Raw genomic sequence first — 18,993 nt, forward strand, 5'->3', positions numbered from 1 at the left:
TTAAAGATTAGTTATTGTGACTAACTCTTTTGATTAGAACAAGAGAAACTTGAGAATCTTCGGTCAAATTTATTGACTCAAAATCCGCTGTACTTAATTTAAATGAATCAACCCTACCCAAACCCCGGAGCGCATTAGTTTTTCGGTGGGATGCTTACAGACAGCTGCTGATATATCTGTAATAATTTAAAAGTCACTGATAATTGCTGATTATCGGTGTTCCTGCAAATGTGGGATGCACCCTAATAACGGCATTAACAGTGCTGTCTTTTCACTGTTTACTGGTTACTGATAACTGATAACTGATAACTGATTTAGGCTGTTACTAAGGCTGCTTCCTTAGCTGCCATCATTTTCATCAGGTCTAACATCCGGCAGGAATAACCCCACTCGTTATCGTACCAAGAGACGACCTTAAAGAAATTGGCATTAAGTTGAATGCCAGCTTTAGCATCAAAGATACTGGAACGGGGGTCGGTGATAAAGTCACTCGACACCACTTCCTCATCGGTATAACCGAGGATACCTTTCATTGGTCCTTCGCTGGCGGCTTTCATCGCGGCGCAGATTTCCTCGTAACTGGTGGCTTTTTCGGTTTTAAAGGTTAAATCCACCGCCGAAACGTTGGGAGTTGGCACACGGAAGGCCATACCGGTTAATTTGCCTTTTAGGGAAGGAATAACTAGGGTTACTGCTTTGGCTGCTCCCGTGGAGGAGGGGATAATATTTTGACCCGCGCCGCGACCACCGCGCCAATCTTTTTTCGATGGACCATCAACGGTGGGTTGAGTGGCGGTCATCGAGTGTACCGTGGTCATTAATCCTTCCGCTAGTCCGAAGTTATCGTTAATAACTTTGGTGATCGGGGCTAAACAATTGGTGGTACAACTAGCGTTAGAGACGATCAGATCCTTAGCGGGATCGTACTCATTGTCGTTAACGCCTAGTACGATAGTACGAACTTTGTCGGGATCTTTGGTGGGTGCGGAGATAACCACCCGTTTGGCCCCTGCTTCTAGGTGTTTTGCTGCCCCTTCCGCGGTGGTAAATAAACCGGTGGACTCAACCACATAATCGGCCCCGGTTGCACCCCAGGGCAGTTGAGCGGGGTCTTTGATGGAGTAACAGGGGATAAACTTGCCATCGACGACGATGCCATCTTCTTTCGCTTCTACCGTACCTTGAAAACGTCCGTGGGTGGAGTCGTATTTGAGCAGATAGGCAATATTATCGGAGGGGACGAGATCATTAATACCAACAAACTCGAAATCAGGATTTTGGATACCCGCCCTAAAAACGAGGCGACCGATACGACCAAATCCGTTGATAGCGACTCTTACTTTTGTCATGAAAAAAAACTCCTTTGCAGCTGCGATAAGCTTAGGCACGATCAAGAAAAAAAAAAATTTGAGAATTGATTGGCCTGTAGAGAATCACTATATATGCTAATCAGCTTTTGTTGATCGCTAGATGAAGTATAGAAAGATTTTAAGTTTCAGTGCTTCCAAGATAAAAAATAATAAATTTGCTATCCTAGTAGTCCCCACCACCGGCATCGAGAAAGCCTAATTAGGCTCTTCCCGACAAACTAAGGTGTAATCCTATAGTATTTTGGCAAAAGTTGACATTAAAAAATCATTAAAAGTTTTCCGAGAATTTATTGTTCTCTAAGTTAAGAAGACATTAATTTTCCTTTAAAATCCATTTAAAAACCCCGCCCGACGGACATAAATTAGCCAAGTCAGATCAGTAAAATATAGTTTATTTTAATAGTTTTTTGCGCCCCAAAAGGTTAGACTCTTGATTACAGTTTGAAAACTGACCGAGGGTTAACCCTCTCGATAATCTGGAGAAATTGTCTATCAACTCTCTTAATCTCATCCTTCATAGATCTTGGAGAAATATTCATGGTATTCGCACCAGAAAGACCCTTAACAGAACAAAATCCCCTTTCTCAAGACGAACTCTATAAAACCCATGCCTATTGGCGCGCTTGTAACTATTTAGCTGTAGGTATGATTTATCTGCGCGATAATCCCCTGCTCAAAGAACATCTTAAACCCGAACACGTTAAGTATCGTTTGCTCGGTCACTGGGGAGCAAGTCCGGCCTTAAGTTTTACCTACGTTCACCTCAACCGTTTAATCAAAAAATACGACCTCGATATGATTTTTATGGCCGGTCCTGGCCATGGGGCGCCGGGGGTACTCGGTCCGGTTTATCTAGAAGGAACCTATTCGGAAATTTACCCCGATAAAAGTCAAGATGAGGAAGGATTACAAAAATTCTTTAAACAATTTTCTTTTCCCGGTCACATCGGTAGTCACGTCACCCCCGAAACCCCCGGTTCTATCCATGAGGGCGGCGAACTAGGTTATAGTGTTTCCCATGCCTACGGTTCTGTTTTTGACAATCCCGACCTAATTACGACCGTGGTGGTGGGTGATGGGGAAGCAGAAACCGGTCCTTTAGCTACCGCATGGCACTCGAATAAATTCCTTAACCCGATTCGCGATGGTGCGGTACTGCCAATTTTAAACTTAAACGGTTATAAAATCGCTAATCCCACCATTCTCTCCCGTATTTCGACGCACGAGTTAGAAAGTCTCTTTGTCGGTTACGGTTACACTCCCTACATTGTCGAATGTAAGGAAGATGAAGACCTCATGCACTGCCATCAAAAAATGGCCGCTACCCTAGAACACTGTATCAATCAGATTCGCTCCTATCAACAGGAAGCTCGCAGCACGGGTATTGCTAAACGTTACCCCTGGCCGATGATTATCCTCCGGTCTCCCAAGGGTTGGACAGGGCCGAAAAACGTTGATGGTCATAAAGTAGAAGGATTCTGGCGCGCTCACCAAGTCCCCATGGGTGCCATGCAGGAAAACCCCGAACACTTGAGAAAATTAGAGGAGTGGATGAAAAGCTATAACCCGGAGGAATTATTTGACTATACCACGGGTAAATTTAAGCCAGAATTTAAAGAACTCGCTCCTAGGGGTCATCGTCGCATGAGTGCCAATCCTCACGCTAACGGCGGATTGCTGCGTAAAGACCTAAAAATGCCCGATTTTCGTCAATATGCCGTGGCTGTCACCCACCCGGGCCAAGTGGAAGCGGAAAACACGGGAGTGATGGGGGTATTTTTGCGGGATGTAATGCGAAATAATATGACTAATTTTCGCGTTTTTGGTCCCGATGAAACTGCTTCTAATCGTTTAGCGGCTCTCTATGAAGTGACTAAAAAAACTTGGTTAGCTGATACCTATCCGGAGGATTTAGATGGTAGCCAATTATCTCCCGATGGTCGGGTGATGGAGATGCTGAGTGAACATACTTTAGTCGGTTGGTTAGAGGGTTATTTATTATCCGGTCGTCACGGTTTATTTCACTCCTACGAAGCTTTTGCTCACGTTATCGATTCCATGTTCAACCAACACGCTAAATGGCTCGATATCTGCAAAAATCATGTGCCTTGGCGCGCTTCTGTTTCCTCTTGGAATCTGTTGTTATCCTCGGTGGTTTGGCGGCAGGATCACAATGGTTTTAGTCACCAAGACCCTGGTTTTATCGATTTAGTAACCAATAAAAGTGCCGACGTGGTGCGGGTTTATCTTCCCCCCGATGGTAACTGTTTATTAAGTGTGGCTAACCACTGTCTCAAGAGCAAGGATTACACTAATATTATCGTTGCTGATAAACAGAAACACCTGCAATACTTGACCATTGAAGAAGCAATTAAACACTGCACCAAAGGTATCGGTATTTGGGATTGGGCCAGTAACGATGATGATGGAACTAATCCCGATGAACCGGATGTGATTATGGCTTGCTGTGGGGATATTATCACTAAAGAATCTTTAGCGGCAACGGCAATTCTACGGGAGGAATTCCCTTACTTAAAAGTTCGCTTTATCAACGTGGTTGATCTGTTTAAATTACAGTCGGAAAGTGAACACCCCCATGGTTTATCGGAACGGGATTTTGATAGTTTATTTACCACTGATAAGCCAATTATCTTTAATTTCCACGGTTATCCTTGGCTGATTCATAAACTTACCTACCGTCGCAGCAATCAAGAACGTATTCATGTGCGCGGTTACAAAGAAGAAGGGAATATTAATACTCCCCTAGAATTAGCGATTCGTAACCAAGTTGATCGTTTTCATCTAGTAATTGATGTCATTGATCGCGTGCCGAAATTAGGTTCTGCTGCCGGTCATGTGAAAGAACGGATGAAAAATGCTATTATCGATAATCTCGATTATGCTTTTACCAATGGCATCGATAAGGACGAGATTACTAACTGGAAATGGCCTTATTAATTAGGCTAAGAAGTGGTTTAGGTGATGATAATTTATTAGTTTAACGATAAATTTCATCTTCCTATTCCACCTAAAAAATATTCTTGATTTTCTACAGGGTGAGAGCATCTCAAAAGCTATTGACAATTGGCCAATTTTGTGATCCGCATGGGCATTTCAGGTGATACCAGTCAATCAGAATAGTTACGAAATCTTAACAATTGAGATGGCAAATTCTCCTCAAATATGCCTGAATCGCCTTCTGGTTAAGCAACTCACACAAAGTTCATTTTGTCAAGGATTGTTAAGATGCGCTTGCCCTGAGGTTTTTACCGTTGAAAAGGGTTAATTAGATTTAATTTACTAAGCCAATTAAAATCATCAATATTGCGAGTTACAATTGTTAAATTATAAACGAAAGCTGTTCCCGCAATAATGGCATCTCCTAGGGACATCTTTCTGATTTGTTTTAAAGTTACTGCTTGGTTAATTACAGGTTGAGAGATGGGTAAGATTTGAGAAGCATTAAAAAATTCTTCAAAATAGACTTGATCCTGATGAGTTAACCGATGGTAGCCTAAAACTTCCAGATAGGATAAAGCAGAGACATAAGGAGAATTTTCTGCAATAAACTCCCGGAGAGACTCATTTTCTAATTGAGAGGCATAGATAATAATATTGCTATCTAATAACATGATTTAATCCCGATCAGGAAGAGAGCGATCGCACCTATTTTGTTGTTGCCACTGTTGGGTATCAACATCAGTAAAAGTATTATTATTAGCAATTTTTTTCAAAGCATTGGCCATTTTCTTGCCGTTAGATCGATTTTCACCAATGATATTTTCTTCTAATAAGGTAATATAAACATTAACAGGATGTTCGGAGTTGATTTCAGGGGTTTCATCAAGCCATTGAAGGGTATTATTTTTCAAAATTGCTTTAAAGGTTTTTAGCATAGTTTTCTCCACCGTTAAATGGTACAGGATAAATGATTCAGACTAGCCCTAACCCGATTTTAACACAAAATCAACCCAACAAACTCCCCTGACCTCAATCTTTTAAATTAACGTCTTTGGCTCATTTCATAATCAAAAGTTCATTACCAGAGCGAAAGAATTACGCAAAATGGTGATAGTCACTTTACCTGTTTTTAAGGGAGGCTAATTCATCTGCGATGACTGGGTGAAAATTAATCATTAAATCAATTGATAACAAGCAATCGAGGGTTTTACTCTCGCGTTAATGTACCTAAAAAACTAGCTATCACTTTATTTTAGCTCTTGGAAATAAAATTAAGATAAAGCGTACTAGAATAGATAATTTCTTCGTTTTAAAAAACGCATTCAATCATCTATTTTAATAAATGTTCTATTTCTTCATCTGTAAAACCAAATTGTCTAAAAATTCGTAAAACATAAGCAGGGGACATTTCTTTTGCACCTATTAGGCATAAACTTTTCTGAGTTCGTAAGTTTCGGGAGTTTCAGAATCTCCCACAGTTAAAAATTCATGAAGTTCGTCTATAGGAATAGGACTGGTATAGATATTGGCTTGATCATGATAAATTTCCCAAAAAGATTCAATCGCTTCTTTTAGTTTCTCAATAGCTTTTTCCTGAGTTTCTCCTTGTCCAACTAATCCATTTTCAAGACATAATGAAACCCAATAATCTGCACTTTTTCTCAGAATAACGGTATAAAAGTTCATGATGATTGTTCCGTTGAAATTTTAATCGGGGATTAGAATTTACTCCAGCTTAATTTTAACACAAGACCAACCCAACCAACTCCCCTGACCTCAATTTTTTAAATTAACATCTTTGGATCATTTTATCAATAGACAATAAATAAGGCGCATTATACTTTGTTAATGCAGCCGATCAGAAAAGCGATCGCCCTTCCAATATTCTGCCAAATGCGATCACAACTTCCCATGTTTACAGAAAAAATGATAATATAAAACTCAAATTTGAACTATTGTTGTGGAAAGATACTAAGATGACAAAGTTACAATTAATTCAAGCGGAAATTGAAAGCCTTACTTCTGATGAATTTTTGTATTTAAGAAATTGGATCAATAATTTAGACGATCAACAATGGGAAAAACAAATTGAGGAAGATTCCATAGCTGGAAAACTTGATTTTCTAATTGAAGAAGCATTATTTGAAAAAAGCAAAAATCAATTACGGGAGTTGTAAGTGCATCGAACTAATCAACGCTTTTGGAATTGTTTTAATAATTTACCTAAATCAATTCAAATTTTAGCAAGAAAGAATTTTGAGATTTTAAAGAGTGACTTAAATCATCCTTCTTTGTCTTTTAAAAAAGTTGGAAAGTTTTGGTCGGCAAGAGTTGGTATTAATTATAGAGCTTTAGCTTTTAAAGATGGGGAAGATTATATTTGGGTGTGGATAGGAAGTCATGAAGAATATGAAAGATTATTAAAATAAAAGCGATCGCTTTTTTATTCCCAAAATGTAGGTTGAGTTAAACAAAGTGCAACCAACATCAACCAAATAAATTAATAGTTGATCATGTTGGGTTTCGTGTCTCAACCCAATCTACCAGAGCGGCGATCGCAATCACGTAGCGGCTGCTACAATAGCTAGAGCGGATGCAATCATATCATGGAATTTTAAACATATTTATTGTGCGCCTAGATAAAATGAAAGGCTATAATCAAATTAATTTACTCAATGGCTACGGGATTTTGACTATTATTTCTCCTTTAGAGGTAACAATTGATGAAGCCAACGACAATTAAAAAAAGTTTTGACTGTTTAGCTTTTAAACAAACCAGTCAAGAAAAAATGGCTGAAGACATGAAAAATCTCAGCTATTCAGATCAGATTGAATATCTTCAAAAAAAGATTAATGAAAGTGATTTAAAGTTATGGTGGGAATCCATCAATAACAAGAAATAAGGCGCATTATACTTTGTTAATGCAGCCTACAAGATCGGCATCGCAATTGAATATTTTAATCAGTTATTTCTTGAGTTTCTTCATCCCAAAAACTAATCCTAATAAACCAAAACTCAACAAGCTTGAAGGTTCAGGAATATTTACTACAATGGGATTTTGAGTAACATTCACCGTACCACCACTGGTAAAGCTTAATCCAGTTACGAAAGCAAAAGGATTAGTAGGATCAAGCATTTCCATCGTGTCAATCCCGCTAATACGGAAGCTACTAAAGCCCATAGTATTATAGGATAATAAGTCGAAGGATGTTCCAGCTGTCAGAGGAAAACTACCAACACCGCCGGGTAATTCCAGGGTGAAGTTACTGTCTCCATTGGGTAAGGGACCAGGAATTAAAACGGAAGCAAATAACGGACCTCCTGTAACGGCATAATCATAACCCACTGCCACATCGGGATCGAAGAAGAAGGTTTGACCCTGGACTATGGGAATACCGACAAAACTAAAACCATTGGGATTAGTGGGGTCTAGAGTTGGTAAAAAGGGTTTTCCGGGAGTTGTACCCACCAGCACAACCATTATGGCTTTGCTAGGTAATGCGGTCACTCCCAACAAGAGGGCCGATGTCATAGCGACCGATAGAGATTGTAGCAAGGGTTTAGTTGATTGATTGGGTTTAATTGCCGTTTTCATCCTAGAATAATCCTTAGTTGAACTTAAGTTACGTTTAAGGGTACTACAGGCTTTTAATCGTTGACAATCCTTTAAAATAGGATTTTATCGGGAGTTTTGTCGGGTAAATTTTTCTGAAAATTGGAAAAAGTGGGATTTAGTTGGGCTATAATACGCAAAAGTCTTTTGCTGTGTCGATTGTATGAATATCACGGAAGTCTTACAACTGATTGACGAACGCCTTATTGAGCGAGATAAAAAGCCGCTAAATACTATCCAGAAGGCTATTTTTGAAGGGAGTTGGCAAGGACAGAGTTATCAAGAAATAGGCAACGAATATCACCGCAGTGAGACTCATATTAGAGAGGAAGGTGCTAAATTATGGAAGCTTTTATCGGATGCTTTTGGGGAAGAAATAAGAAAATCTACTTCCCGTTCTGTCTTAGAAAGAGTGTATATTAAATCATTAAAAAACTCTAATATTTATAGCATTAATGGCAATAATAATAATCTTTGTACTACGGAAAATACAAGATTGTCTAACGAAAATGACTTAAATAGTAATAATAACTCTCAATCTGAATCAATCTATCATGATCTAACCCTTGCTCCTCAAATTATTGACTTTTACGATCGAGAAAACGAACTGGCAACAGTCTCGAACTGGGTGTTTAAGCAAAATACTCGCTTAATTGCCGTTTTGGGATTATGGGGAATAGGAAAAACCACCCTAGTTAAACGATTTATTGATCTCAATTTAGAACAATTTGAAGTGGTGATTTGGAAAATTTTAAAATTTCCCAAGTCTTTAGATTTATGGCTAAATGATTTATTGAATACTTGCCAAAAAGAACCGAAAGAAAGCACCGATAATAAAATCCAGCAATTGTTAGAAGTTCTAACCGATTATCAATGTTTAATCGTCTTAGATGATTTTCAAAATCTTTTTGCCGTTGGTCAAATGGCAGGTAATTATCAACCTGAATATAGCAGTTATCAACATTTTTTAAAACTGATTGCAGAAATTCAACATCAGAGTCATTTTATTCTCATTAGTCAAGAAAAATCTGCGGAAATGAACTATCTTAATCAGGAAAATTCTCCTATTCAATGCTTAGAATTATCAGGATTTGAAGCGATTAATTTTCTGAAAAATAAAGGTTTACAAGATGAGGAAAGATGGTTAGAATTAATTCAATTATACGAAGGTAATCCTTTTTATTTAACCGATATTGCCGTTTTGATTAAAGATGTTTTTGATGGCAAGGTTAACGATTTCTTGGCAGAAAATAGCTTAGTTATTACAAAAAAAATGCAGTCTCATTTAAAACAAATTTTTGGTCGCTGTTCTCCCCTTGCTCAACAAATCGCCTTAGAATTAAGTAAAGTTGATCAACCTTTATCTAGAGAGGAGTTAAAAAATAACCTAGATTTATCTGTCAGTGATTTAATCAATGGTTTACAATCCTTGCAACAACGTTATTTAATTCAAAGGGAGCAAAACCGATTTCAATTATCATCTATTTTTAAAGAGTATATCAAAAGCGATTGATTGTAATACCTCTTAAAGAAGATCGAGTCTGAAAAAGAACCCTTCCAACCTCTCAAACTGATTGGTAACGATGAGAGGCAATCAGCAATATTGATAGCGATGTGTGAGATTAGTCTTGAGATAATATAAGGTCGATGTCTGATAACTGATAATTGATCGCTGAATTTAACTTCTTAAAGAAACTTGGAACTGTTTAACTAAAGCTTCTCGCACTTTTGTCATTAAGGGTTCCACATCTTCATCGGTTAAAGTTCGATCGCTGGCACGATAGACTAAACTAAAGGCCAAACTACAATGATTTTCTGGCACATTCTGTCCCTGATAGCGATCGAATAATTCGACTTTTTCTAAGAGATTACCTCCAGCATTTTTGATAGTTTTTGTCAATCTATCTACGGGTATATCTGTGGAAACAAAGAAGGCGATATCTCGTGCCGCTCCCGGATAGGTAGAATAGACCTGTAAACGCGGGGTAATTTTGGCACTATCGCTAAGAGTTGCTAACAGGATCGGGAACTGGATTTCAAAGGCATAAACTGCCTCAATTAACCCCTTTTGCTGACGCAATTGCGGGTGTAGTTGACCGAATATACCTAGGCGTTGTTTGCCAATCCATAAAGATGCTGTTCGTCCGGGATGAAAACGCGCATCTTCGGCATATTTTTCGTAGCTTACTGTCAGCGAAAGGCGATCAAATACTGCTTCTAAAATCCCTTTTGCTTCGTACCAAGTCATGGCTACCTCTTTACCCGATCGCAGCCAACGTCCGGCCGGGAAGAAATCACCGCCGAAAATACCGGCAATTGCATCGTATTCGTTGATATTATCCGATTCTAAGCGGAAAACTCGCCCGATCTCGAAGCCATTTAAGGAACCGTTACCCTGAGACTGATTATACTCAAACGCTTCGATTAAACCGTCGAGGAGATTAGTCCGCAAAGCAGAATACTCGACAAAAAGGGGATTAGCGAGGACAACTTCCGCTAATTCTGGTTTAACTAGGGAATACTGGACTAATTCCGTCAAACCGACTGCTCGAAAAGCTTCCCGTACCCGACGCTGGATAGTTTCCTCAAAGGATAATCCTCCGGCTGCGGTTTTTGCCGGCAAAGTATCGACAAAGCGATCATATCCGTACAGTCGCGCCACTTCTTCAATTAAGTCAATTTCCCGTTCTAAATCTCGATAACGGTAGTCTGGCACTGTCACAGTCCACAGAACAGGATTTTTTGAGGTTAACTGCAATTCACAGCCTAAATTGCCTAAAATCCGTTCCACATCTTCCGCGAGAATTTCACCGATCGCACCATTATCTAGGGTAACTTGACCCAGTATTTGCTGTAAACGTTGTAAACGCAATTCGATCGAACGACTGGACTGATCAGCGCGCTCATCAGCTTTAACCTGACTGCTGACAGTTCCCCCAGCTAACTCTAGAATCAAATCGATCGCCCTTTGACAAGCATATTCCAAAGCGGCGGGATTAACACCGCGTTCATAGCGTCCGGAAGATTCGCTGCGTAAACCCTGCGCTTTTGAGGAACGACGGATGGCGATCGGATCGAATAAAGCCGACTCTAGCACAAGATTAACGGTTTCCTCGTTAACTTCCGTATCTTGACCTCCCATCACTCCTGCTAAAGCTACCGGCTTATTATTGGCAGTAATTAACAAATTAAGCTCTTTTAAGCTTCTTTCCTGACCATCAAGGCTAATAATTTTTTCCCCTTCCTCGGCAAAACGTACCCCAATAGTAACGGATTTACCTCCGGCAAAACTCTGTAAACGATCGCGATCGAAAGCGTGTAAGGGTTGTCCCCACTCCAAGAGGACATAATTAGTAATATCGACCACATTATTGATCGATCGCAGTCCGGCAGCCTGTAAACGCTGTTGCAACCATAGCGGAGATGGGCTAATTTTTACCCCCTCGATCACCGTACCAATATAAGCAGGACAAGCTTTATTTTCGGTTATTTCCAGAGATAAATCTTTTTTAGGGGAAAATTCCCCTAATTTCACTTTTGGTAGGCTTAATTCTCCTCCTGTCAAAGCCGCCACTTCTCGCGCGACTCCGATCATACTCAAAGCATCGGCGCGGTTAGCGGTGGGAGAAATATCTAAAATCACCTCATCGAGTCCTAAAAGGGGACGAACATCTGTACCTAAAGGGAGATTTTCCGGGCTAAAAATGTGGATTCCTTCAGAATCTTTAGTTAATCCTAATTCTGCGAGGGAACAGATCATCCCTTCCGATTTTACCCCGCGCAATTTAGCCGGTTTAATCGTTAAATTGATTTTGGGTAAATAGGTTCCCAAAGTAGCCACGGGAACTAGAATATCAGCCCTAGCATTGGGCGCGCCACAGACAATTGTACTAGGGTTTGACTGACCGATATCCACCTGACAGACACTTAATTTATCTGCGTTGGGATGAGGTTGGCGATCGATAATTTTACCAATAACCACACCCTTTGCCCATTCTCGGCGATCCTCGATCTCTTCCACTTCTATTCCCGCAATTGTCAATAATTCGGCTAATTCTTGGGGAGATTGGGCGACTTTGACTAATTCTCGTAACCAGTTGATCGAAATCCGCATCGTTAATTCTTGCTTGCCGTTGGTTCTTAACTATTGTAAACCGTGGGTAGTCAATGATTTAGGGTTGACAGCAGGAAAATGAACGATAATCTAAAATAAAGATGCACAAAGGCTCTATAATTAAGGTGTTTTATCGATAAAAATTGCCAATCATATCTTTACTCTAGCTATTTTAGTTATTATCGGCGAGATTGTGGGAGCCACTAAAAATGAATCGGCTTTTTGAAAGTTTACAAATCAGTGGTTATCGTGGTTTTGAACAAATAGAACTGTCTTCTCTAGGACAGGTGAACATTTTTGTCGGTAATAATAATTCTGGCAAAACTAGCATTCTCGAAGCTGTTTCAATTGTTTGTAATCCCCTCGATCCCTTTCAATGGCTAGAAGTTGCCCAACGTCGATTATACCTTGGTAGGATGTCTTTAATGCGACCAGATTTGGAAGCAATTAAATGGATTTTCTTTCGTCAGAATAATCTTGCTAGTAACGCATCCTATCAAGGACAAATTTCGATCAAGTGTACTGGAAATTCACCGATTAAAAATCTAGCAGCTAATCTCACCGATATTTACGGTGCGAGCAACGAAAAAGGCAACCCAGAAAAGTTCATTGATGATTCCACCGATTCGGAAACCGATCTGGTTATCAATGGGTTAGAATTAAGTGTTACCGCCCATATTTTAGAGCAAGGCAGTTTCCTTAGTATAGATAATGAACAAGTATTTCAGTTTTGGGAAAAAGAGCGTTTTATTCAAAGGAGACGACAAAAAATACTGGTGGAAAATGCCACCATATTTCCTGCTTATTTGTCCTCGGAACCAATTCTAGATAGACTATCCAAAATCATTCTAAAGGAAGAAAATAACAAAGATGACATCCTAGATTTAATTCGGTTATTTGATGAGGAAATCACCGACATACAAATACTTTCACCCAACAATAAACCAACTCTTTATATAGAACATAAACAGCTTGGTTTTGCTCCTCTCTATGTGTTTGGTGACGGATTTAAAAGAACCTTAGTTATCGTGCTTACTTTGTTGACAATTACCGATGGGGTACTTCTAATTGATGAAATCGAGACATCTATTCATATTTCTGCCTTAAGTCGTGTATTTTCTTGGTTAATTAACACCTGTAATCAAAGAAGAATTCAACTTTTTGTAACTACCCATAGTTTAGAAGCAGTTGATGCCATGCTACGGTCAGAACTGTCCAGAGAAGACGTGGTAGCTTTTCGGTTAAATTCTCCAAGGGAAAAACCTCAAAGATTTTCGGGCGATTTATTGCATAGATTGCGTTGGGAACGCGGGTTAGATGTGAGGTAGAGATGGTGAGATACTGCTATATTGTTGCCGAAGGTCCGCAGGATGTCGAATTCTTAATTGGTTTACTTAAATTTTATCACTTAAAGCGAGTTAAGTATTTCTCTTCATTGGATAAATTTTGGGAAACACTTATCCCGAAAAATTATCCAATAGATGATGATTTAACCAAACGAGTGCCAGTGCCATATTTTGTTCAGAATGAGCAATTATCAATCGCTGTACATAGTGCTATTGGCGATACACGCATAGCGCAAACCATCGAAGAAAGTCTCAATTTCATTCAACCTTCACAGCTTTTTAGTGTGGGGATTTTTGCCGATGCTGATTACAGTAAAACACCTCAAGAAAGGTTCAATAAACTAATTACTAAGTTATCGGATATTGAGTTACCAAATTTCCTACCACCTTCTCAAATTGGTCAAGTTAACAATCATTCGCCTCGCTGTGGTATTTTCATCGCTCCTAACAATCGTGATCAAGGAACTCTAGAAAATATTCTCCTTGAATGTGCTAGGATAAATTATTCTGATTTACTCAATCTTTCTCAAACCTACATAGAAAGTATTGACAGGAATCAGTTAACTAAAGATGATCTCGAAGATTTTAAAAAACCGGCAGGTGAAAAGAAAGCAATTATATCCAGTATAAGTAGTATATTAAGACCAGGTAAAGCCCTACAAGTTTCCCTACAGGATAATCGCTGGATAGACGAGCAAACCCTCCAATTAGAAAGCATCAAGCTTATTAAAAATTTCCTTGAGCAAATTATCGTACTTTGAGAACAATTGCCGAGTTACTCTCGAAATTACCCTCATTTACCCAGAAATAAGCTATCCTAAAGATTGCCATCTTGTTCCGATTCTATCCGTGCCTTACTATTCCCAATATCCCGACGCTTTCACTCCCAGTTATCTGAGCGAACTACAAGGACAGATCCTCGCTTGTCCCCACTTCACAGTTAACAATTTAAATCGAGATTTCGTTAAAACCAAAGGCTTTTCCATCGCTTTTCGACGCACACAAATCAGCGCAGTAGAACGAATTTTTCCCTATTTTAAACCCTATCTCGATCGCAGTTTACAAGCTGACTGCAACGCTTTTTATCTTAATCCCTTACTCCTACAAACCGGTTCACGCGTCGATCCCCATATCGATCGCTCCCTGCGATCCTATTGTAAAACGATCGATCCTCCGCTCCTAGTTAGCGTCCTTTATGTGCAGGTTCCTAAAGATATTCAAGGGGGGGAACTGATACTAGCAACAGGCAATCGTTCCGTGGCCCAGATTCGTCCTTGTGCTAACACCCTGATCCTCTTTCAAGGAGATCTCACCCATTCCGTTAACCCCGTCACCTGTTCTGGTATTCGTCTGAGTCTTGTCTGCGAACAATATCGTTTAGATGCCGAAGAATTGCGCGAGATTCCCGAAATACAAATAGAGTCGCGGACGATGAAACCAGAAAAGAAAAAAAAGAAAGATCGGGTCGTTGCCCTACAATAAAAGGGCATTTTTGTAAAGATATTCTAGATGGTGATGCGCGAACCGATCGTCGAATTAAGGGGAGTAACCAAAGCTTTCGGCAAGAAAGTGATCTTAAATAACGTCGATCTAAAAGTATACGAAGGAGAAGCGATCGGTGTGATCGGTCCATCTGGTACGGGAAAATCGACGATTTTGCGCCTAGTCGCTGGATTACTTGCCCCCGATCGGGGAGAAGTGTACATATACGGCACAAAACGGCAGAGAACCGTAGAACAAGGGGAAGATCCCCTCGGTGTTGGTCTAGTTTTCCAACAATCAGCCCTTTTTGACTCCCTCACCGTCGGGGAAAATGTCGGTTTTGCCCTCTATCGCCACTCAAAGCTAAAACGAGCCGAAATCCGGGATTTAGTGGAAGAAAAACTGGATTTAGTGGGAATGTCCGGTTCCTACGACCTCTATCCAGCTGAAATATCCGGAGGGATGCGAAAACGCGTCAGTTTAGCCAGAGCAATTATCAGCGATCCCTCGATCGCCGCCGATCGACCGAACATTCTCCTTTACGATGAACCCACTGCCGGACTGGATCCCGTCGCTTCTACCCGCATCCAGACGGTAATTATGGAACTTCTCAAAGTCAAAAAAGCCTGTGGGGCCCATCTCATTGTCACCCACGTCCACAGCACCATCGAAAATACCACCGATCGCATCGTTTTTCTCTATAAAGGTCAATTTCAATGGGTTGGACCGACTCAAGAGGCTTATCACTCAGAAATACCCGTACTCAAGCAATTTTTTACCGGCAGTATCGACGGACCAATTCAGTGATCAGTAAACAGTAAACAGTAATCAGTGAACTGATAACTCGCATCTGATCACTAATCACTGATCGCTGAAATCCCCCGATTTCTCCTGTAAGATACCCAAGTGCTTTCTCAAAAGTCCTCTCCTGAAACGGACTTGCCGTCACGCTCCCGTGAGTTAGACCAGATTCTTCGTTTGGCGGCTTAGTCCACCAGTTGCCACTTTTTGATGGTTAGCCCAGGAGTTTTATTTCTGGGTCAATTTCTGCAAAAGTATAGTGAATGGTTAATGCCCCCCAGAGAACAACATATGTTTAGTGAAGGTGCAGAAACCATTCATCCTTTATTTGTGGTTTTTGATCAAACACCTGAGAGGATTAAAAAAGGCTTAAGAGGGGCTTTTTTACCGATGGTTGTTCAAAATTATCGGCCGGCTTTGATTGATGATTCCTTAGAATTAGTCGATCAAGATTAGTTGACTCTCTGGGGTTAGTATAAAGGGAACACTTTACGATGGTTAAGCCCCTAAAATCAAGCGCTGACGATGAAAATTAAGCAGCGAAATTTCCTGTCCAGAAACCCTTTCTAACATCTCGACGATATGATCGGGCTGCAGTAAAGTGCCATCATTGCGACAACTGCCCACATAGCACAAAACGGCTTCCTTGTCAACAGTTTTTAACTCTAATTCATATAATTGTTCTCGCAGATTAATTGTGACTTTTTTGCCGGATTTGGTGGTTTTTTCCCGTTCCATCACCGTTGCTTGCTTAATTGCCTCGATCCAATTTTGCCATTGTTGGCAGTCAATTCCCTCACTGTTAAAAGTGAGTAAATACTCAGCTTTTTCTAACAAACGGGTGGCAGCGGGGGCATTTAAGGGAATTTCTTCCACCTGATAAACTGGTAAATCTGCGGGTAATTGTGCGCTTAATTGCTGTTTAAACCTCTCTAAATCCATCACTTTTGTCAATTCAAAATCGACAATCTCACCGCTACTGGTTGCTCCCAAGGATAAGGCATTTGCGATCGAAATGCGCGGACCAGGGTGAAATCCACCGGTAAAGGAAATGGGAATAGCAGCGCGACGGACGACGCGATCAAATAAACGCACCAGATCCAAGTGGCTAACTAGGGACATTTCGCCAATTTTGCCAAACCAAACCCGAATTCTTTGGACGCGTTCTTGATTGGGTTGAAAATGTCCGGCAAAAGCGGGAATCGGAGGTGCTTCAATGACGATATTATGGCCAAAATCGAGGCTACAAACGCCACAATGGGAACAACCTTCAAAAGAACAATCGGGGACTGTTGCCGCGTCTAGGGCGCGTTTTAAGTCCTCCTGGAGCCATTTTTTATCGATACCGGTATCCAGATGATCCCAGGGCAAAGGACGCTCTAAAATATCTTTGTCTGCATCGGCAAAAATATGCCATTCTCCCTGTTCTATCTGACGATATTTCCAAGTTAAACCGGATTCTTCGATCGCCTGTGACCATGCTTGATAGGCTTTTTCCGTATTATCCCACCAAGCATCCATCCCGGCTCCCAATTGCCAAGCGCGCAGCACCACTTTACCTAAACTTCTGTCACCGCGACCGATAAAATCTTCCATAGCCGAGATGCGGACATCGGTATAATTGACTTTTACCCCTCTCATGCCTTGGAATTCCTGTCTTAATAACTCCTGTTTGCGGATAAATTCGGCCGTCGAGACGGAATGCCACTGGAAGGGAGTATGGGGTTTGGGGGTAAAATTAGAGATAGTTAGGGTAAAATCGAGGGGTTTCCGCTTCGGTAAACGACATTCCCGACGCAACCAACGCAGGGTTTCCGCGATACCAATCACATCCACATCGGTTTCTCCTGGCAACCCAATCATAAAATAGAGTTTAACCTTATCCCAACCCTGTTCGACGGCAGTTTTTATCCCTCTGAGTAATTCTTCGTTGGTTAACCCTTTGTTAATCACATCGCGCATTCGTTGGGTTCCCGCTTCCGGTGCAAAGGTTAAACCTGATTGACGATTGCCCCCAATTATATTAGCAATATTTTCGTCAAAGCGATCGACTCTTTGACTGGGTAACGATAGAGAGATATTCTCATTCTGGAGACGGTTTTTAATCTCCATACCCACAGCAGGTAACGCTAGATAATCGGAGCAACTGAGAGATAATAAGGAAAATTCGTTATATCCCGTCGCTCGCATTCCTTTTTCAATCGATTCGATTACTGCTTCCGGTTGCACATCCCGCGCAGGACGGGTTAACATCCCCGGTTGACAGAAACGACATCCCCTAGTGCAACCGCGACGAATTTCCACCACCAGGCGATCGTGAACCGTTTCCACGAAGGGAACTAAACCGATAGAATAGGCTGGGATAGGAGTGGCTACCCGGCGTAAAATTCTTTTCGGTACATCGTCACGATTGGGGATAACTGCACCCACTGGGGTGACATGGTAGAAACGCGGGACATATACCCCCGGAATTTGGGCTAAATCTAGTAATAGTTCTTCTTTGCTTAGATTAGCTAGTTTACCTTCTTCTAAAATTAAACCGATTTCTGGCAATAATTCTTCGCCATCACCAAGGGCGATAAAATCAAAAAAGTCGGCATAGGGTTCGGGGTTAGAGGTGGCAGTTTGTCCCCCAGCAAAAATTAGCGGATAGTTACCTGAGTCTCTTTCTCTCCAAGTTAAGGGAATTGCCGCTAAGTCGAGCATTTCTAAAATATTGGTAGCTCCTAGCTCGTAACTGAGACTAAAACCCAGAATATCAAAATCTGTGAGGAAGCGACGGGATTCTAGGGCAAATAAGGGGGTTTTTGTCTGTTTGAGTTTTTGGGCTAAATCCGCTGCGGGTAAATAAGTGCGATCGCAGAGTTGGCGGGGTTGTGCATTGAGGATATTGTAGAGGATAATATGGCCGAGGTTAGATGCCCCCACTTCGTACACTTCCGGATAGGTTAACACCCAACGAACCACGGCACTTGTCCATTCTTTATGTTTAGCACCTAACTCGTTGCCCAAATAACGCGCTGGTCGAAAAATGTCGGGGGTGAGTAGTTGGTCTAAAGCAATAGTCACGGCAATCTACCTCAGATATCGTCAGCAATGGGTGCTTTTCTACTATAGCAGCCAGAATCGAGTCAGTATTCTCCGAGTCAGGAGAGAGGAGACAGGAGACAGGGTGATAGGGTTTTGGGGTGATAGGGTGATGAGACAACTTCCCCACTTCCCCACTTCCCCACTTCCCCACTTCCCCACTTCCCCACTTCCCCACTTCCCCACTTCCCCACTTCCCCACTTCCCCACTTCCCCAC

At 41.1% G+C, this 18,993-nt stretch carries 18 protein-coding genes and 1 pseudogene; 11 read left to right on the forward strand and 8 right to left on the reverse strand.

Translation table 11 applies throughout. The features are described from left to right. Positions 1 to 314: 314 nt before the first annotated feature. Positions 315 to 1,349 (reverse strand): type I glyceraldehyde-3-phosphate dehydrogenase, encoded by a 1,035-nt coding sequence (gene gap / locus EWV84_RS16405; RefSeq protein WP_287078862.1) that lies wholly within the window; start codon positions 1,347 to 1,349, stop codon positions 315 to 317. A gap of 558 nt (positions 1,350 to 1,907) precedes the next feature. Here gap and EWV84_RS16410 point away from each other — a divergent pair. Then, a complete protein-coding gene (locus EWV84_RS16410) occupies positions 1,908 to 4,328 on the forward strand; it encodes a phosphoketolase family protein (protein WP_287078863.1) in 2,421 nt (806 codons plus the stop codon). A 308-nt stretch (positions 4,329 to 4,636) separates the two neighbouring features. Here the strand turns inward: EWV84_RS16410 and EWV84_RS16415 are convergent, their stop codons facing one another. From EWV84_RS16415 to EWV84_RS16425, 4 genes and pseudogenes are all read right to left on the reverse strand, one after another. Continuing rightward, on the reverse strand, positions 4,637 to 5,002 hold the full coding sequence (locus EWV84_RS16415; RefSeq protein WP_287078864.1) for a type II toxin-antitoxin system VapC family toxin: 366 nt from the start codon (positions 5,000 to 5,002) through the stop codon (positions 4,637 to 4,639). Positions 5,003 to 5,005: 3 nt separating this feature from the next. Continuing rightward, on the reverse strand, positions 5,006 to 5,266 hold the full coding sequence (locus tag EWV84_RS16420; RefSeq protein WP_287078865.1) for a hypothetical protein: 261 nt from the start codon (positions 5,264 to 5,266) through the stop codon (positions 5,006 to 5,008). A gap of 395 nt (positions 5,267 to 5,661) precedes the next feature. Beyond that, positions 5,662 to 5,754 (reverse strand): annotated as a pseudogene (locus EWV84_RS22935) (type II toxin-antitoxin system HicA family toxin); the annotation flags it as partial. After that, positions 5,754 to 6,017, reverse strand: a complete 264-nt coding sequence (locus EWV84_RS16425; protein WP_002737641.1) for a type II toxin-antitoxin system HicB family antitoxin — start codon at positions 6,015 to 6,017, stop codon at positions 5,754 to 5,756. The pseudogene EWV84_RS22935 and the gene EWV84_RS16425, both read right to left, overlap by 1 nt. A gap of 290 nt (positions 6,018 to 6,307) precedes the next feature. Between EWV84_RS16425 and EWV84_RS16430 the strand changes: the two genes are divergently transcribed. The 4 genes from EWV84_RS16430 to EWV84_RS16445 all read left to right on the forward strand — a co-directional run bounded on the left by EWV84_RS16430 (position 6,308) and on the right by EWV84_RS16445 (position 7,234). Then, on the forward strand, positions 6,308 to 6,508 hold the full coding sequence (locus EWV84_RS16430; protein WP_287078866.1) for a hypothetical protein: 201 nt from the start codon (positions 6,308 to 6,310) through the stop codon (positions 6,506 to 6,508). Then, entirely contained in the window at positions 6,509 to 6,760 is a 252-nt protein-coding gene (locus tag EWV84_RS16435) for a ParE family toxin-like protein (protein ID WP_287078867.1), read from the forward strand. Positions 6,761 to 6,924: 164 nt separating this feature from the next. Beyond that, positions 6,925 to 7,074: a hypothetical protein gene (locus tag EWV84_RS16440; protein WP_287078868.1), complete on the forward strand. Its 150-nt coding sequence runs from the start codon at positions 6,925 to 6,927 to the stop codon at positions 7,072 to 7,074. Next, positions 7,055 to 7,234: a hypothetical protein gene (locus tag EWV84_RS16445; protein WP_002747316.1), complete on the forward strand. Its 180-nt coding sequence runs from the start codon at positions 7,055 to 7,057 to the stop codon at positions 7,232 to 7,234. The genes EWV84_RS16440 and EWV84_RS16445 overlap by 20 nt, the downstream gene beginning before the upstream one ends. A gap of 63 nt (positions 7,235 to 7,297) precedes the next feature. On the opposite strand, the gene EWV84_RS16450 is transcribed toward EWV84_RS16445, so the two are convergent. Continuing rightward, a complete protein-coding gene (locus EWV84_RS16450; RefSeq protein ID WP_287078869.1) occupies positions 7,298 to 7,927 on the reverse strand; it encodes a PEP-CTERM sorting domain-containing protein in 630 nt (209 codons plus the stop codon). 181 nt (positions 7,928 to 8,108) lie between these two features. Here EWV84_RS16450 and EWV84_RS16455 point away from each other — a divergent pair, with 181 nt between their 5' ends. Beyond that, positions 8,109 to 9,458 carry a helix-turn-helix domain-containing protein gene (locus EWV84_RS16455; RefSeq protein ID WP_287078870.1) on the forward strand — a complete coding sequence of 450 codons (1,350 nt, stop codon included), beginning with the start codon at positions 8,109 to 8,111 and terminating at the stop codon, positions 9,456 to 9,458. Between the two features lie 165 nt (positions 9,459 to 9,623). Here EWV84_RS16455 and pheT read toward each other — a convergent pair whose 3' ends face one another. Then, complete coding sequence (pheT, locus tag EWV84_RS16460; RefSeq protein WP_287078871.1) at positions 9,624 to 12,059, reverse strand: phenylalanine--tRNA ligase subunit beta; 2,436 nt, start codon at positions 12,057 to 12,059, stop codon at positions 9,624 to 9,626. A gap of 209 nt (positions 12,060 to 12,268) precedes the next feature. Between pheT and EWV84_RS16465 the strand changes: the two genes are divergently transcribed. The 5 genes from EWV84_RS16465 (at position 12,269) to EWV84_RS16485 (ending at position 16,144) form a co-directional block, all read left to right on the forward strand. Next, a complete protein-coding gene (locus EWV84_RS16465) occupies positions 12,269 to 13,387 on the forward strand; it encodes an AAA family ATPase (RefSeq protein ID WP_287078872.1) in 1,119 nt (372 codons plus the stop codon). A 2-nt stretch (positions 13,388 to 13,389) separates the two neighbouring features. Continuing rightward, positions 13,390 to 14,166 (forward strand): DUF3226 domain-containing protein, encoded by a 777-nt coding sequence (locus EWV84_RS16470; RefSeq protein WP_287078873.1) that lies wholly within the window; start codon positions 13,390 to 13,392, stop codon positions 14,164 to 14,166. An 88-nt stretch (positions 14,167 to 14,254) separates the two neighbouring features. Continuing rightward, a complete protein-coding gene (locus EWV84_RS16475) occupies positions 14,255 to 14,887 on the forward strand; it encodes a 2OG-Fe(II) oxygenase (protein ID WP_287078876.1) in 633 nt (210 codons plus the stop codon). A gap of 27 nt (positions 14,888 to 14,914) precedes the next feature. Next, positions 14,915 to 15,694 (forward strand): ABC transporter ATP-binding protein, encoded by a 780-nt coding sequence (locus EWV84_RS16480; RefSeq protein WP_061433001.1) that lies wholly within the window; start codon positions 14,915 to 14,917, stop codon positions 15,692 to 15,694. A gap of 204 nt (positions 15,695 to 15,898) precedes the next feature. Next, entirely contained in the window at positions 15,899 to 16,144 is a 246-nt protein-coding gene (locus EWV84_RS16485; protein WP_287078874.1) for a hypothetical protein, read from the forward strand. A 42-nt stretch (positions 16,145 to 16,186) separates the two neighbouring features. Here the strand turns inward: EWV84_RS16485 and EWV84_RS16490 are convergent, their stop codons facing one another. After that, on the reverse strand, positions 16,187 to 18,757 hold the full coding sequence (locus EWV84_RS16490) for a TIGR03960 family B12-binding radical SAM protein (protein WP_287078875.1): 2,571 nt from the start codon (positions 18,755 to 18,757) through the stop codon (positions 16,187 to 16,189). Positions 18,758 to 18,993 lie beyond the last annotated feature (236 nt).

The sequence above is a fragment of the Microcystis sp. M_QC_C_20170808_M3Col genome (genome assembly GCF_007095505.1).
In the GTDB taxonomy this organism is placed as follows: Bacteria; Cyanobacteriota; Cyanobacteriia; order Cyanobacteriales; family Microcystaceae; genus Microcystis.